Here is a 13,242-nt window from a genome sequence, read left to right as displayed (position 1 = left end):
GCGGGGGCGCCGTCCCGTTATAGAATTCCCGTCCTTGGTCGCTGGATGCCGCTATGAGTTCTCGCCGTCGTCGTTCTCTGGAACGGGCCACGCTCTCCGATGTTGCCCGCAGCGCAGGCTGTTCGCTGATGTCCGCCTCACGTGCGCTGTCGCAACCCGAACGGGTGTCGGACGCCTTGCGCGAGCGCGTGATGGCAGCGGTCAAGACACTGGGTTACGTGCCGCATACCGCCGCGCGCAACCTTGCCAGCGCCCGGTCGAATCTGGTCGCGGTGATCATCCCATCGCTATCGAACGCGGTGTTCGTCGATACGGTCGAGGCCATTCAGCGTGTGCTGATGCCGGCTGGCTATGAGCTGATGATCGGTGTCAGCCATTACCACCCCGAAGAAGATGAGCGTCTGCTACGCGCCTATCTGGCGCATCAGCCGGCCGGACTGTTGGTCACCGGATTCGAACGCAGTGACGCCGCGCGCGAAGTGCTCGGCAGTTACAACAGCCCGATCGTTACCCTGATGGAGCTGAGTGATGCGGAGGAAGACTACTGCGTCGGCTTCTCACAGTACGAGGCGGGTGCGGAAATGACCCGCAAGCTGCTCGAACGCGGCTACCGCAATATCGCTTTCGCTGCCGCTCAGCTCGACCCCCGCACGCTGCAACGCGCCGAAGGGTATCGGCAGGCCATGCGCGACGCGTCGCGCTACGCCGCCGCGTTGGAATTGCTGACGCCTGAGGTTTCCTCCATTGGTTTGGGCGCGCAATTGCTGGACCGACTGCTGGCGCAGCATCCTCAGATCGATGCGATTTTCTTCAACAATGACGATTTGGCGCTGGGCGCGCTGTTCCGTGCGCGTCAGCTGCAGCTTGCCGTCCCGCAACGACTGGCGATCGCAGGCTTCAACGACCTGCCAGCGGCCGCCTGGATGCATCCGGCTCTGACGACGGTGCGAACCATTCGTGGCGAAATTGGCAAGCTGGCCGGGCAGATGCTGTTGAGCCTCATGCGTGGCGAAACTCCGTCGCAACGGCGGATCGACGTCGGATTCGAAGTGGTGATGCGCGAAAGTGTGTAGTTGGAGAGCCGGCAAGGGGGCCTGCCGGCCGTATTGCTACTCGGCTTGCTGTGCCGCGGTGACCTGCTGAGCGATCTCGATCATCTGTTCGCGCATCCAGCGGTTGGCGGGGTCCTGATCGGTGCTTTCGTGCCAGTAGATGTGCGTCTCCAATGGCGGAATGTCCACCGGCAACGGGATCTGATGTAGATCGTGACGACGGGCGAAACGCTCTGGCACGGTGACCGCCATGTCGGTCTGCTGAATCACCTGAGTAGCCATCATGTAGTGCTGTGAGCGCAGGGCGATCTTGCGCTGCTGGCCCATCTTCCCCAGGGCCAGATCGACCATGCCCAGACCGCTGCGCCGGCTGGAGATGTGGATGTGCGACAGCGACAGGTATTCCTCGACGCTGAGCTTGTCCTTCGCCATTGGATGGCCACGGCGCATGGCGCATACGTAGCGGTCTTCCAACAGCTTGACGTGGCGAACCTGTGGGTCGGTATTGAGCGGCGCGTCCATGGCGAAATCCAGGCGGCCGGCGGCTAACTCTTTGGTGGTTTCGCGGCGCTTGGCCAGCATGCTTTCGATCTTCACATTCGGCGCCAGCCGTCGCAGCCGCTGGAACAACGGTGGCAGTACCACGGCCTCGGTAAGGTCGGTCATGCTGATGCGGAAAGTCTTGTTTGCCTGTAGCGGATTGAAGGTACGGCTTTCCTGCACCGACACCCGCAGTAACTGCAATGCGTTACGCACCGGCCCGATGATGTTCTGTGCCATCGGGGTCGGCACCATGCCTTGGGCGGTACGCACGAACAGCGGGTCGTTGAAGGTCTCGCGCAACCGTGCCAGGGCATTGGAGACGGCCGGCTGGGTGATGCCTACGATCTGCCCGGCGCGGGTCAGGTTGGCCTCGGTGTAGATGGCGTCGAAGACAATGAATAGATTCAGATCGACCTTGTTCAGGTTCATTGTTGTGCTCTCTGGCGTATATCGGAATTGGCCGATCATATATCGGTGATGAATGTTTATACACGAGGAAAATAGCTTAGATAAATCACTGAGTGTCCTCTAGCATTCAAAACTACAAAACATTACGTGCAGAAGGTCGCCATGAATTTCGCCTATTCCCCCAAGGTTCAAGAGCTGCGTGAGCGCGTCCAGGCGTTCATGGATGCCCATGTCTATCCTGCTGAAAAGATCTTCTACCAACAGGTGAGCGAGGGAGACCGCTGGCAGCCCACCGCGATTGTCGAAGAACTCAAGGCCAAAGCCAAAGCCGAAGGGCTATGGAACCTGTTCTTGCCAGAGTCCGAGCTCGGTGCCGGCCTGACCAACACCGAATACGCACCGCTTGCCGAGATCATGGGCAGCTCAGGTCTCGGCCCGGAGGCATTCAACTGCTCGGCGCCGGACACCGGCAATATGGAAGTGCTGGTGCGCTACGGCAGTGAAGAGCAGAAGAAGCAATGGCTTGAGCCACTGCTGCGTGGGGAAATCCGCTCCGCCTTCGGCATGACTGAACCAGGTGTGGCGTCTTCCGATGCCACCAACATGGAGGCTCGTGCGGTTCGCGAGGGTGACGAGTGGGTTATCAATGGTCGTAAATGGTGGACGTCCGGTGCCTGCGATCCACGCTGCAAGATCATGATCTTCATGGGCCTCACCAACCCGGATGCACCGCGCCACCAGCAGCATTCGATGATCCTCGTACCGATGGACGCGCCTGGCCTGAAGGTGCTGCGTCCACTGCCGGTTTTTGGCTACGACGACGCGCCGCACGGCCACGCCGAAGTGTTGTTGGAAAACGTGCGGGTGCCGTACGAGAACGTGCTGCTCGGTGAAGGTCGTGGCTTCGAGATCGCCCAGGGTCGCCTTGGCCCAGGCCGTATCCATCACTGCATGCGTTCCGTCGGTGTCGCTGAGCGCGCGCTGAAGCTGATGTGCGAGCGATCGGTGAACCGTACTGCTTTCGGCAAGCCGCTGGCGCGCTTGGGGGCGAACTTCGACCACATCGCCGAATGCCGCATCGAAATCAACATGGCACGCCTGCTGACACTCAATGCGGCGTACATGATGGATACCGTGGGCAACAAGATTGCCGCCAGCGAGATCGCTCAGATCAAGGTGGTCGCACCTAACGTCGCGCTGAAGGTCATCGACCGCGCCATTCAGATCCATGGTGGTGCGGGTGTTTCCGAAGACTTCCCGCTGGCGCACTGGTGGGCGATGCAGCGCACCCTGCGCCTGGCTGACGGCCCGGACGAAGTGCATCGCGCATCGATTGCCAAGCACGAGTTGGGTAAGTACTTCCCGCGGGAAATGCTGCGTAGCCGCTGATTCCGGCTCGTTGTTGTTCAAAAGGCAAAGCCACATTCGGTGGCTTTGCCTTTTTTTTGCCTGACCGCTTCGTTGATAGCAGGCGACTGAGTATGGCGTCCCACGTCGCAGCCTGGCACGCCTCAGGGGGCGACCGTCACCAGGTCCGGTGGGGTGTGCCGACCATAGGTGGCGACGATCAGCTCTCGGTAGCGTCGATAGACCCGCTCGTAGGCCTCCACGGCCTCGGCGCGGGGTTCGACAGCGGTTGTTTCGTCGAAGCTGACGCAACGCTCACACAGCTCGTCAAGACTCGCCTGTGGATCGCTTTGCCGCGCATGACACCAGGCGGCCTGAATGGCACCGCCCAGCGCGGCGGCTTCGCTATAGGTGGTGCAGACCACCGGAGTCGCCATCATGTCGGCGATCATCTGCCGCCATAGCGGATTCTTCGCACCGCCACCGATCAGCTGGATCCGTTCGCTGCGAACACCGCTATCACGCAGCAGGTCCAGACCGTAGCGCAGGCCGAAGCTCACGCTTTCGACCACAGCGCGGCACAGGTTGGGGCGGGTGAGATTGTCGCTGGTCAACCCGTGCAGGCTGGCTGTGGCGTGCGGCAGGGCGGGAACCCGCTCGCCGTTGAGAAACGGCAACATGCAGACGCCTTCAGCACCGATCGGCGCCTGGGCCAGCAAAGCATTGAACTGCTCGAGATCCAGTTGCAGCAGGTCGCGAACGGCACCATTGGCATTGGTCAGGTTCATGGTGCAGATCAGCGGCAGCCAGCCACCGCTCGAGCTGCAAAAGGTTGCGACCGAGGGCTGCGGGCTGATACGTGGCTGGTCAGTATAGGCGTACAACGTGCCGGACGTGCCGAGGCTCATGGTGATCGCGCCGGTGCTGATATTGCCGGTGCCGATCGCGCCCATCATGTTGTCACCACCGCCGCTCGATACGATGGCGTGTGGGTTCAAGCCCAGGCACTTCGCCAGCTCTGGGCGCAGCCGGCCGACGGGCTGGTCTGGCTCGATCAGCTCCGGTAGCGCTGCCGCGATGCGACCGCTTGGATCGATATGCCGCAGGATCTCGAAGTCCCATTCCCGGCTGCGCACGTTGAAGTAGCCGGTTCCGGAGGCGTCGCCGTATTCGCTGCAGCAGCGGCCCGTGAGCCAGTAGTTGAGATAATCGTGGGGCAGCAGGGTATGCGCGATGCGTTCGAACAGTTGCGGATGCTGTTCTTTCATCCAGAGGAGCTTGGAAACGGTGTAGCCCGGCGCAATGGCAACACCGAGGCGCTGTAGCGATCCGCTTTCGCCGCCCAGCCAGTCAAGTAGCCGTTGATTTTCAGCCGCTGATTCCGTGTCGCACCAGAGCTTGGCCGGGCGAAGCACCGCACCCTGTGCGTCGAGCGTGACCAGGCCGTGTTGCTGGCCGGAAACGCCGATGCCCAATATCGCACCGCCCTGTACGCCGGCCTCGCTCAAGGCCGCGGCGGTGGCCGTTTCGAAGGCGCAGGTCCACTGTTCGGTGCGCTGTTCGCGGCGGCCATTGGGGCCACTGATCAGCTCATGACTGGCTGAGCCCTGGCCCAAGACGCGGCCGCTGGTGGCATCGAGCAGCAGCGCCTTGGTGCCCTGGGTTCCGCAATCGATGCCGAGAAACATGGTGGCCTCCGTCAGCGTGTCAGCAGGAGATCTAGCGTGCCGCTCACGCCGAGCGTACGCAGCCGCAACAGGTTGCGCTCGAAGGCGTCGCGGAACGCCATGGACCGGGGAATCTGCGCGCCGAAGATCTCTTCGCGCCCGAGCAATCGTTCGGCGAGGCCCTCGTCCTCTTCCACCAGCGCCTGGCAGAACTCGGCTCGCGGATCGGGAATCCGATAGCGGTCACCGTTCTCGTCGACGCCCCGCAAGTACATGGCCCAGGCGGCCACCACCAGCGCGGCGCGGTCCAGCTCTGCGCCGTCGGCGATCAGACGGTTGATGGTCGGTACCGTGAACTTGGGAAATTTCGATGAGCCGTCGGAACAGACGCGCTCCAGCTGATCGGCGATGGCGCAATTGGAGAAGCGCTCGATCAGGGTCTGCTTGTACTCGGTCAGGTCGATGCCAGGCACGGGCGCCAGCTGCGGCGTGACGTCATCGTCCATGTAGCGACGGATGTACTCGACGAACAACGGATCGGCCATGGTCTCGTGGACGAAGCGGTAGCCGCGCAAGAAGCCCAGGTAGGTCAACGCCAGGTGGCTACCGTTGAGCAGCTTGATCTTCATCTCCTCATAGGGCGTGACATCGTCGGTGAACTGCACGCCGACCTTTTCCCAGGCCGGACGTCCGGCAACGAACTTGTCTTCTAGCACCCATTGCACGAAGGGCTCACAGACCACCGGCCAGGCGTCGTCGACACCGTGCTGCTGCCTGAGATCCTTGCGATGCGCGACGCTGGTCATCGGTGTAATCCGGTCGACCATGGCGTTGGGAAAGCTGACGTTGCCTTCTATCCAGCCTGCCAGCTCGGCATCGATCAGGTTGGCGAAGGCCAGGGTCGCCTTGCGGGTGACATCGCCATTGTGCGGCAGGTTGTCGCAGGACATCACGGTAAACGGCCCGCTGCCTTCGCTGCGACGTTTGGCCAACGCGGCGCAGAGTAGCCCGAATACGCTGATCGGCGCGCGCGGATGAGCGAGGTCATGCTGAATTTGCGGCAGTGCGGCGTTGAACTGGCCTGTGCTGTCATCCATGCAGTAGCCGCCTTCGGTGATGGTCAGCGAGACGATGCGAATGGCCGGGTCGGCCAGCCGGGTGACTACCGCTTCGGAGCCATCCTCGGTCACCAGCAGCATGTCGCGGATGCTGCCCATCACCCGCACCTCGGTGTCCGGCCGGTCATCCAGCTCGACCAGGGTGTAGAGGTAATCCTGCGATGCTAGAGCGTTGCGCATGGTGATCTCGCCCGCTCGGGTGCCGATACCGCAGATGCCCCAGTCGAGGCCTTCGCCCGTGTTCATCAGGGCGTCGGTGTAGGCCGCCTCGTGGGCACGGTGGAAACCGCCAACACCGATGTGGGCGATGCCAGTACGCACGGACTGCAGGTCATAAGAAGGCCGGACGATGGATGCCGGCAGCTGTGGCAGATTCTGTCGTTTCAACTTCATATCAGGCCTCGCGGGGCGTGAATTCAAAAAAACGAAGGCGTGACTCGCTGCGACTGGTCAACAGCGACGCGCCAGCAACCTGGTTCGGGCAGGAGCGGAAACTCAGGCGGCCTGTTGTAATGGCTGACCGACCGCCAGCCCGCTGCTGTCGAACAGATGGCAGTGAGCGGCGTCCAGCGTCAGCTGTAACGACTCGCCGTAGCGTGGCGTGAAATCGCCGCGGATTCGCATGGTGAGCGGTTCGCCGGCCTGGCTGATGACGTGGCAATAGGTATCGCTACCCAGCCGCTCACTGACGTCAGCTTTCACTTCCAACTGGCAGCTGCCATCGGTGCTGCGATTGAGGTGCTCCGGTCGAATGCCGAGCGTGACCGGATCGCCCGCAGTCAGCGTCGCGCCGCCCAGCGGCAGGAACAACTTGCAGTTGGCGTCTAGCTCGACTTCGCAGCCAGTTGCATCGACACGACTGACCTTGCCTTTGAGAAAACCCATCTTCGGCGTGCCGAGAAAGCCCGCGACGAACAGGTTGGCGGGGTGGTGGTAGAGCTCCATGGGCGAACCGACCTGCTCGATGCGGCCACCGTTGAGTACCACGACCTTGTCGGCCAGGGTCATGGCTTCGACCTGGTCATGGGTGACGTAGATCATCGTCGCCTGCAGTTCCTGATGCAGGCGCGAGAGCTCCAGGCGCATCTGCACACGCAATGCCGCATCGAGGTTCGACAGTGGTTCGTCGAAGAGGAACACCTTGGGGTTGCGCACGATGGCGCGGCCGATGGCGACGCGTTGGCGCTGGCCGCCAGAGAGCTGACGCGGTTTGCGTTCAAGTAGCGGCTCGAGTTCGAGCGTGCGGGCCGCTGCTTCGATCTTGTGTGCCACCTCCTGCTTGTCCGCACCGGCAAGGTCGAGGGCGAAAGACATGTTCTTGCGAACCGTCATGTGCGGATACAGCGCGTAGGTCTGAAAAACCATGGCCAGGTCGCGCTTGGCCGGGCTGAGATCGGTGATGTCGCGGCCGTCGAGTTCGATCTTGCCGCTGCTGACTTCTTCCAACCCCGCAATCAGGCGCAGCAGGGTGGATTTGCCGCAGCCGGATGGGCCGACGAAGACGACGAATTCACGGTCGCGAATATCCAGGTCGATGCCCTTGATGATGTCGTTGCCGTCGAAGCTTTTCTTCAGGTTGTGGACTTTAAGGTCTGCCATGTTCGAATCCTTTTATTCTTGTCGATCTTGTTAATACCGAGGCGGCGAGCTATTTCACGGCGCCGAACGACAGGCCGCGAACCAGCTGCTTCTGGCTGATCCAGCCGAATATCAGGATGGGCGCGCAGGCGAGGGTGGAGACGGCCGAGAGCTTGGCCCAGAACAGCCCTTCTGGACTGGAGTAGGAGGCGATCAACGCGGTCAGCGGGGCGGCGTTCGAGGAGGTCAGGTTCAGCGACCAGAAGGCCTCGTTCCAACATAGGATCAGCGACAGCAGCATGGTCGAAGCGAGTCCGCCCTTGCTGATCGGCAGCAGCACGCGAACCATTTCCTGCATCAAGGTGGCGCCGTCCATTCGCGCCGCTTCGAGGATGTCGCGCGGGATGTCCTTGAAGTAGGTGTAAATCATCCAGACCAGGATCGGCAGGTTGATCAGCGTGTAGATAATGATCAGCACCGTACGGCTGTCGAGCAGGCCAAACTGCTTGGCCAGCAGGTAGATCGGCACCAGCACGCCCACTGGCGGCAGCATCTTGGTGGAGAGCATCCAGAGCAGCGTGCCCTTGGTCCGCTTGGTCTCGTAGAAGGCCATCGAATAGGCCGCAGGGACCGCGATCAGCATCCCGAGCGCGGTTGCGCCGAAGGAGATGGTTACCGAGTTCCAGGCGTACTTGAAGTAGCCGCTGCGGTCCTGGATGTGCAGGTAGTTCTCCAGCGTCGGGGTGAAAATGAACTGCGGCGGCGTCGCGAAGGCGTCGATCTCGGTCTTGAAGCTGGTCAGCAGCATCCAGAAAATCGGGAAGAACAGCAGCAGCGCCACGGCCCAGGCCAGCAACCCGACCACCAGGGTATTGAGGCGGCGACTTTGTTTGAGCGTCAGCATCGGTCTGTCCTCAGTATTTTTCGGTGAGATTCTTGCCGAGCATCCGCACCAGGATGATCGCCGCGATATTGGCGATCAGCACTGCGATCAGGCCGCCGGCCGAGGCCATGCCGACGTCGAATTGCAGCAGCGCCTGGTTGTAGATCAGGTAGGCAAGGTTGGTCGATGCGTAGCCGGGACCACCGCTGGTGGTAGTGAAGATTTCGGCGAACACCGACAGCAGGAAGATCGTCTCGATCATCACCACCACCGCGATCGGTCGCGCCAGGTGCGGCAGGGTCAGGTGCCAGAAGATGGCGATCGGGCCAGCGCCATCGAGGCGGGCGGCTTCCTTCTGCTCCTGGTCGAGGGACTGCATGGCCGTCATCAGGATCAGGATCGCGAAGGGCAACCATTGCCAGGAGACGATGATTACGATCGACGCCAGCGGGTGCTGGGCCAGCCAGTCCACCGGCTGCGCGCCGAAGAATTTCCAGACGGCGGCGAGAATTCCGGAGACTGGATGGTAGATCAGGTTCTTCCAAACCAGGGCGCTCACCGTGGGCATGATGAAGAACGGCGAAATCAGCATGACGCGCACGATGCCGCGACCGGCAAAGTCCGCTGCTTCCAGCAGGGCGGAAATCAGCACGCCGAGGACCACGCTGATCAGCAGCACGCTGCCGACCAGAATCAGCGTGTTGACCATGCCGGGCATGAAGCCGGCGTCGGTCAGGAAATACTCGAAGTTCTCCAGCCCGACGAAGTCGTTTTCGCCGGGATAGAGCAGGTTGTAGCGAATCGTCGAGAAGTAGATGGTCATCGCCAGCGGCACCAGCATCCACAGCAGCAGAAGCGCAACGGACGGACTGACGAGGAACCAGCTGGGTCCGAACCGTCGTGGCTTGCGCTCGTTCGCCGTGTCGGTGACGGGGACCTTGGGCAAGGCTGTGGTAGTGGTGGCCATGGGCGTGCTCCGGATGAAAGAAGGCCATAAGGGCTCAGGCGAGCCCTGTCCGATGGAGTGCCTACTTGGGATAGCCGGCGCGCTTCATCTCACGGGCGGTGGACTGCTGGACCGCGGTGAGCATCTGCTCGACCGGCATCTGGCCGGTCAGCGCGGCGGAGAACATCTTGCCGACCTGGGTACCGATGGCCTGGAACTCTGGAATGGTCACCAGCTGGATGCCGACATAGGGCACCGGCTTGGTCGACGGCGAGGCGGGATCAGCCTGTTTCAGCGACTCCAGGGTGATCTGGGCAAAGGGCGCAGCGGCCATGTATTCGTCGCTGTAGGTCGATTCGCGGGTGCCCGGCGGTACGTTGGCGACACCATCGGTTTCGGCGACGAGCTTGGCATAGTCTTTCGAGGTGGCCCAGGCGGCGAAGGTCTTGGCGGCGTCTTTCTGCTGCGAACTGGTCGGAATCGCCAATGCCCATGAATACAGCCAGGCCGAGCCCTTGTCAGTCTCCTGCTGCGGCGCGAAGGCGAAGCCGACCTTGTCGGCGACCTTGCTTTGCGATGCGTCGGTGACGAAGGAGCCGGCAACCGTCGCATCGACCCACATGGCGCACTTGCCGCTGTTGAACAGTGCCAGGTTTTCGTTGAATCCGTTGCTGGAGGCACCCGGCGGGCCGTATTTGCTCAGCGTATCGACGTAGAACTTGGCCGCCTTGGTCCACTCCGGACCGTTGAATTCGGGTTGCCACTTCTCATCGAACCAGCGCGCGCCGAATGAATTGGCCACAGTGGTCACCAGCGCCATGTTCTCGCCCCAGCCAGCCTTGCCGCGCAGGCAGATGCCGTATTGGTCTTCTCCCGGCTTGTGCAGCTTCTCGGCGAACTCCGCCATCTGCGCCCAGGTGGGATGCTCGGGCATCTCCAGGCCTGCCTGCTTGAACAGATCGGTGCGGTAGTAGGTCATCGAGCTTTCGGCATAGAACGGCAGGGCGTACAGGGTGCCATCGACCGAAAGACCTTCGCGCACCGAGGGAAAGACATCGTCGAGGTCGTAGTCGTCGGGCAGATCGCTCATCGGTGCAAGCCAACCCTTGTCGCCCCAGAGCGACGCTTCGTACATGCCGATGGTCAGCACATCGAACTGGCCGCCGTCAGTAGCGATATCGGTGGTCAGGCGTTGGCGCAGGACGTTTTCTTCCAGCACCACCCAATTGAGCTTGATGTCGGGGTTCTTTTCTTCGAAGGTCTTGGACAGGCGCTGCATGCGGATCATGTCCGCGTTGTTGACCGTCGCGACGGTCACGGTTTCGGCGGCCTGGGCCATGCCGAACGAGGCGATGCAGGCCGTGCCGAGCAGCAAGTGTGAAATCTTCATTCTTGAACTCCTCTTCCACGGCAGAGCGGTGGAAGTCGCTTATTGTTTTTGTTGTTGCCCGCGTACTGCGCTACGGGCGGCTCGCGAGCATTACAACGCCGGTAGTGTGCGGGCGACAAAGCCCTGACTACACTTCGAACAATACTTTTTTGCACTGAGTTTGAGCGTTCTTGTTGCCTGGATAGACGCAAGATTGAGTCGCGCCAGCCGCTCAAGCGCGAGGGTTTTCCGAGTTCGGTCGGGGGCCTTCGAACGAGTCGGAGCGCGGGTGCACGATGGGTGGCAGCGGCCGGATGCGTATCAGCTGGCCAGGTTCTGCTCGGTGAGGCGCTGCTCGACCAGACGGCGATAGCACGACGGCGTCATGCCTTTTAGCTGCTGGAAGCGGCGATTGAAGTTGGACAGGTTGTTGAAGCCCGACTCGAAGCAGACGTCGGTGACCGGCTTGTCCTGATCCAACAGTAGCTCGCAGGACTTACTGATGCGCAGGCTGTTGACGAATTCGACGTAGCACCGGCCGGTCGCGCGCTTGAAGAAGCGCGAAAAGTAGGTGGGCTTCATACCGAGGTGGCTGGCCACCTCTTCAAGCGGCAGTTCGCGCATGTAGTTATCGAAGATGTAATTGACCGCCATGTTGGTGCGGTCGGCATGGTGTTCGTCGCTCAGTTGTGCCGACGTCGCGCCGGACAGCAGCTGATAGTCGTCACAGCGGGCGAGCAGTTCGAGCATGATCAGAAAGTAGCCGAGGCGGGTGGCGCCGCGGCTGTCAGCGATCTGCTGCATCAGCTGGCGCGCCTGGGTGATGGTCTGCGGGCAGCGGAACTCGATCCCGTAGCGAGAGCGTTCGAGCATCGGTGTGAAGCCGCGCAGCTCGGAGAAAACGTTATGGCCTGCCTCGAACAGCTCATCGGTGAAATTGACCAGCATGTCGCGCTTGGTCACCACTTCGCCTTCCTCGACCTGGCTGATCCAGTTGTGCGGCAGGTGCGGGCCGGTCAGAAACAGGCTGTCCGGAGCGAAGTTGCCAACGTAGTCGCCGACGAAGACCTTGCCGGAGCTGGCGACGATCAGGTGCAGTTCGTATTCCTTGTGGTTGTGCCAGCGCACCAGCGGGCAGGGGAAACCATGTTCACGGTAGATCAGCGAGTTGCCGTGGTGGTCATCCATCAGCTCATAGGATGGGTCGGTGATCTTCAGCGCTTTCATGCAGGTTCCGTCGTCCTAAAAGTCCTCTGGGTTTATAGACGTTCGTGAAGCTACGGCCAACCGGTCAGATGATTTCGTATCGGTAAGGCAGCTCGGGACCACGTCTGGAGCAGGTGATCGATGCCGCCTGCATCGCGAAACTCAACATCGCTTCCAACTGACCAGACTCTATGTCCGCCAATGCGCCTGGGGAATTCAGGCCCTGCTCGTGGAGGTAGCTCAGCAACGCCGCTTGAAAGGTATCGCCGGCACCCACGGTGTCGCGCACCGTGACGGTTCTGGCCGCCGCATACAGCGCGCCATGATGCCGACTGAACAGCTGCGCGCCTGCGCCACCGCGGGTCAGCAGCACCAATTCGCAGCTTCCTTGCAGCCACCGCTGGGCGATAACGTCAGGTGCTTCGCCGGGATAAAGCAGCGCCAGATCTTCATCGCTAACCTTAATCAGGTGTGCGTGCTCGGCAAAGGCCTCGACCCGCTCGCGCCAGCGCAGCACGTCCGGTTCGACATTGAGGCGGATATTCGGGTCCAGGGAAATCAGACGATTGCTGCTTTCGCGGCGTACCAGCGCCAGCAAAGTGTCGGCGATCGGCGCGGTCACCAGCGAATAGGAGCCGACATGAATGCCACGGATATCCTCGCCAAGCGGGGCGAGATGCTCATCGCGTGGTAAGCGGTCGGCGCAGCCTTCGCCACGGAAACTGTAGACCGGCACGCCGCCGGCCCCGAGTGCGACCATCGCGAGGGTGGTGGGCGCATCGAAAGCCGCCAGATAACGGCAATCAACACCTTCCTCTTCGAGCACCTGGCGCAGCTGCTGGCCCAGGTGATCGCTGGATATGCCGGTGAACAGTGCGCAGGGCGTTCCCAACCTGGCCAGCCCGACGGCAACGTTGAAGGGAGACCCGCCGGCGACCGCCTCTAGATTCAAGCGGTTGTTACGAGTGCCCGAGGGCGTCGCAAATACGTCGAACAGGGCTTCGCCACAGACCAGGTACATAGGATATTTCCGATGCCGTAAATCCTCAGAGCTTAGTCGCGGTACGTGCCGTGTGACAGTACGACACAGGCTTTCCGCCAATACGATTTTGCACTGGTGGTTGG

11 protein-coding genes are annotated in these 13,242 nt (G+C 61.6%); 2 read left to right on the top strand and 9 right to left on the bottom strand.

Annotation, left to right across the window (positions count from 1 at the left end; genetic code table 11):
* Positions 1-53: 53 nt before the first annotated feature.
* Positions 54-1,073: a LacI family DNA-binding transcriptional regulator gene (locus UF78_RS11745; RefSeq protein ID WP_045162407.1), complete on the top strand. Its 1,020-nt coding sequence runs from the start codon at positions 54-56 to the stop codon at positions 1,071-1,073.
* A 36-nt stretch (positions 1,074-1,109) separates the two neighbouring features.
* Here the strand turns inward: UF78_RS11745 and UF78_RS11740 are convergent, their stop codons facing one another.
* Positions 1,110-2,024 carry a LysR family transcriptional regulator gene (locus UF78_RS11740; RefSeq protein ID WP_045162406.1) on the bottom strand — a complete coding sequence of 305 codons (915 nt, stop codon included), beginning with the start codon at positions 2,022-2,024 and terminating at the stop codon, positions 1,110-1,112.
* 141 nt (positions 2,025-2,165) lie between these two features.
* Between UF78_RS11740 and UF78_RS11735 the strand changes: the two genes are divergently transcribed.
* On the top strand, positions 2,166-3,392 hold the full coding sequence (locus UF78_RS11735; RefSeq protein WP_045162405.1) for an acyl-CoA dehydrogenase: 1,227 nt from the start codon (positions 2,166-2,168) through the stop codon (positions 3,390-3,392).
* A 122-nt stretch (positions 3,393-3,514) separates the two neighbouring features.
* On the opposite strand, the gene xylB is transcribed toward UF78_RS11735, so the two are convergent.
* The 8 genes from xylB to UF78_RS11695 form a co-directional block, all read right to left on the bottom strand.
* A complete protein-coding gene (gene xylB / locus UF78_RS11730; RefSeq protein ID WP_045162404.1) occupies positions 3,515-5,038 on the bottom strand; it encodes a xylulokinase in 1,524 nt (507 codons plus the stop codon).
* A gap of 11 nt (positions 5,039-5,049) precedes the next feature.
* Positions 5,050-6,528 (bottom strand): mannitol dehydrogenase family protein, encoded by a 1,479-nt coding sequence (locus UF78_RS11725; RefSeq protein WP_045162403.1) that lies wholly within the window; start codon positions 6,526-6,528, stop codon positions 5,050-5,052.
* Positions 6,529-6,630: 102 nt separating this feature from the next.
* On the bottom strand, positions 6,631-7,734 hold the full coding sequence (locus UF78_RS11720) for an ABC transporter ATP-binding protein (protein ID WP_045162402.1): 1,104 nt from the start codon (positions 7,732-7,734) through the stop codon (positions 6,631-6,633).
* Between the two features lie 49 nt (positions 7,735-7,783).
* Positions 7,784-8,617: a carbohydrate ABC transporter permease gene (locus UF78_RS11715; RefSeq protein ID WP_045162401.1), complete on the bottom strand. Its 834-nt coding sequence runs from the start codon at positions 8,615-8,617 to the stop codon at positions 7,784-7,786.
* A 10-nt stretch (positions 8,618-8,627) separates the two neighbouring features.
* Complete coding sequence (locus UF78_RS11710; RefSeq protein ID WP_045162400.1) at positions 8,628-9,563, bottom strand: carbohydrate ABC transporter permease; 936 nt, start codon at positions 9,561-9,563, stop codon at positions 8,628-8,630.
* Positions 9,564-9,624: 61 nt separating this feature from the next.
* Positions 9,625-10,932: an ABC transporter substrate-binding protein gene (locus UF78_RS11705; protein WP_045162399.1), complete on the bottom strand. Its 1,308-nt coding sequence runs from the start codon at positions 10,930-10,932 to the stop codon at positions 9,625-9,627.
* 300 nt (positions 10,933-11,232) lie between these two features.
* Entirely contained in the window at positions 11,233-12,138 is a 906-nt protein-coding gene (locus tag UF78_RS11700; protein WP_045162398.1) for an AraC family transcriptional regulator, read from the bottom strand.
* A 64-nt stretch (positions 12,139-12,202) separates the two neighbouring features.
* On the bottom strand, positions 12,203-13,138 hold the full coding sequence (locus tag UF78_RS11695; RefSeq protein WP_045162397.1) for a carbohydrate kinase family protein: 936 nt from the start codon (positions 13,136-13,138) through the stop codon (positions 12,203-12,205).
* Positions 13,139-13,242 lie beyond the last annotated feature (104 nt).

It is taken from the genome of Stutzerimonas stutzeri, assembly GCF_000952685.1.
Lineage (GTDB): Bacteria > Pseudomonadota > Gammaproteobacteria > Pseudomonadales > Pseudomonadaceae > Stutzerimonas > Stutzerimonas stutzeri_E.
This window is presented reverse-complemented; position numbering and strand designations above follow the sequence as displayed.

Coding starts and splice junctions, on each gene's coding strand:
- UF78_RS11745 (WP_045162407.1), top strand. CDS start 54: ATGAGTTCTCGCCGTCGTCGTTCTCTGGAACGGGCCACGCTCTCCGAT.
- UF78_RS11740 (WP_045162406.1), bottom strand. CDS start 2,024: ATGAACCTGAACAAGGTCGATCTGAATCTATTCATTGTCTTCGACGCC.
- UF78_RS11735 (WP_045162405.1), top strand. CDS start 2,166: ATGAATTTCGCCTATTCCCCCAAGGTTCAAGAGCTGCGTGAGCGCGTC.
- xylB (WP_045162404.1), bottom strand. CDS start 5,038: ATGTTTCTCGGCATCGATTGCGGAACCCAGGGCACCAAGGCGCTGCTG.
- UF78_RS11725 (WP_045162403.1), bottom strand. CDS start 6,528: ATGAAGTTGAAACGACAGAATCTGCCACAGCTGCCGGCATCCATCGTC.
- UF78_RS11720 (WP_045162402.1), bottom strand. CDS start 7,734: ATGGCAGACCTTAAAGTCCACAACCTGAAGAAAAGCTTCGACGGCAAC.
- UF78_RS11715 (WP_045162401.1), bottom strand. CDS start 8,617: ATGCTGACGCTCAAACAAAGTCGCCGCCTCAATACCCTGGTGGTCGGG.
- UF78_RS11710 (WP_045162400.1), bottom strand. CDS start 9,563: ATGGCCACCACTACCACAGCCTTGCCCAAGGTCCCCGTCACCGACACG.
- UF78_RS11705 (WP_045162399.1), bottom strand. CDS start 10,932: ATGAAGATTTCACACTTGCTGCTCGGCACGGCCTGCATCGCCTCGTTC.
- UF78_RS11700 (WP_045162398.1), bottom strand. CDS start 12,138: ATGAAAGCGCTGAAGATCACCGACCCATCCTATGAGCTGATGGATGAC.
- UF78_RS11695 (WP_045162397.1), bottom strand. CDS start 13,138: ATGTACCTGGTCTGTGGCGAAGCCCTGTTCGACGTATTTGCGACGCCC.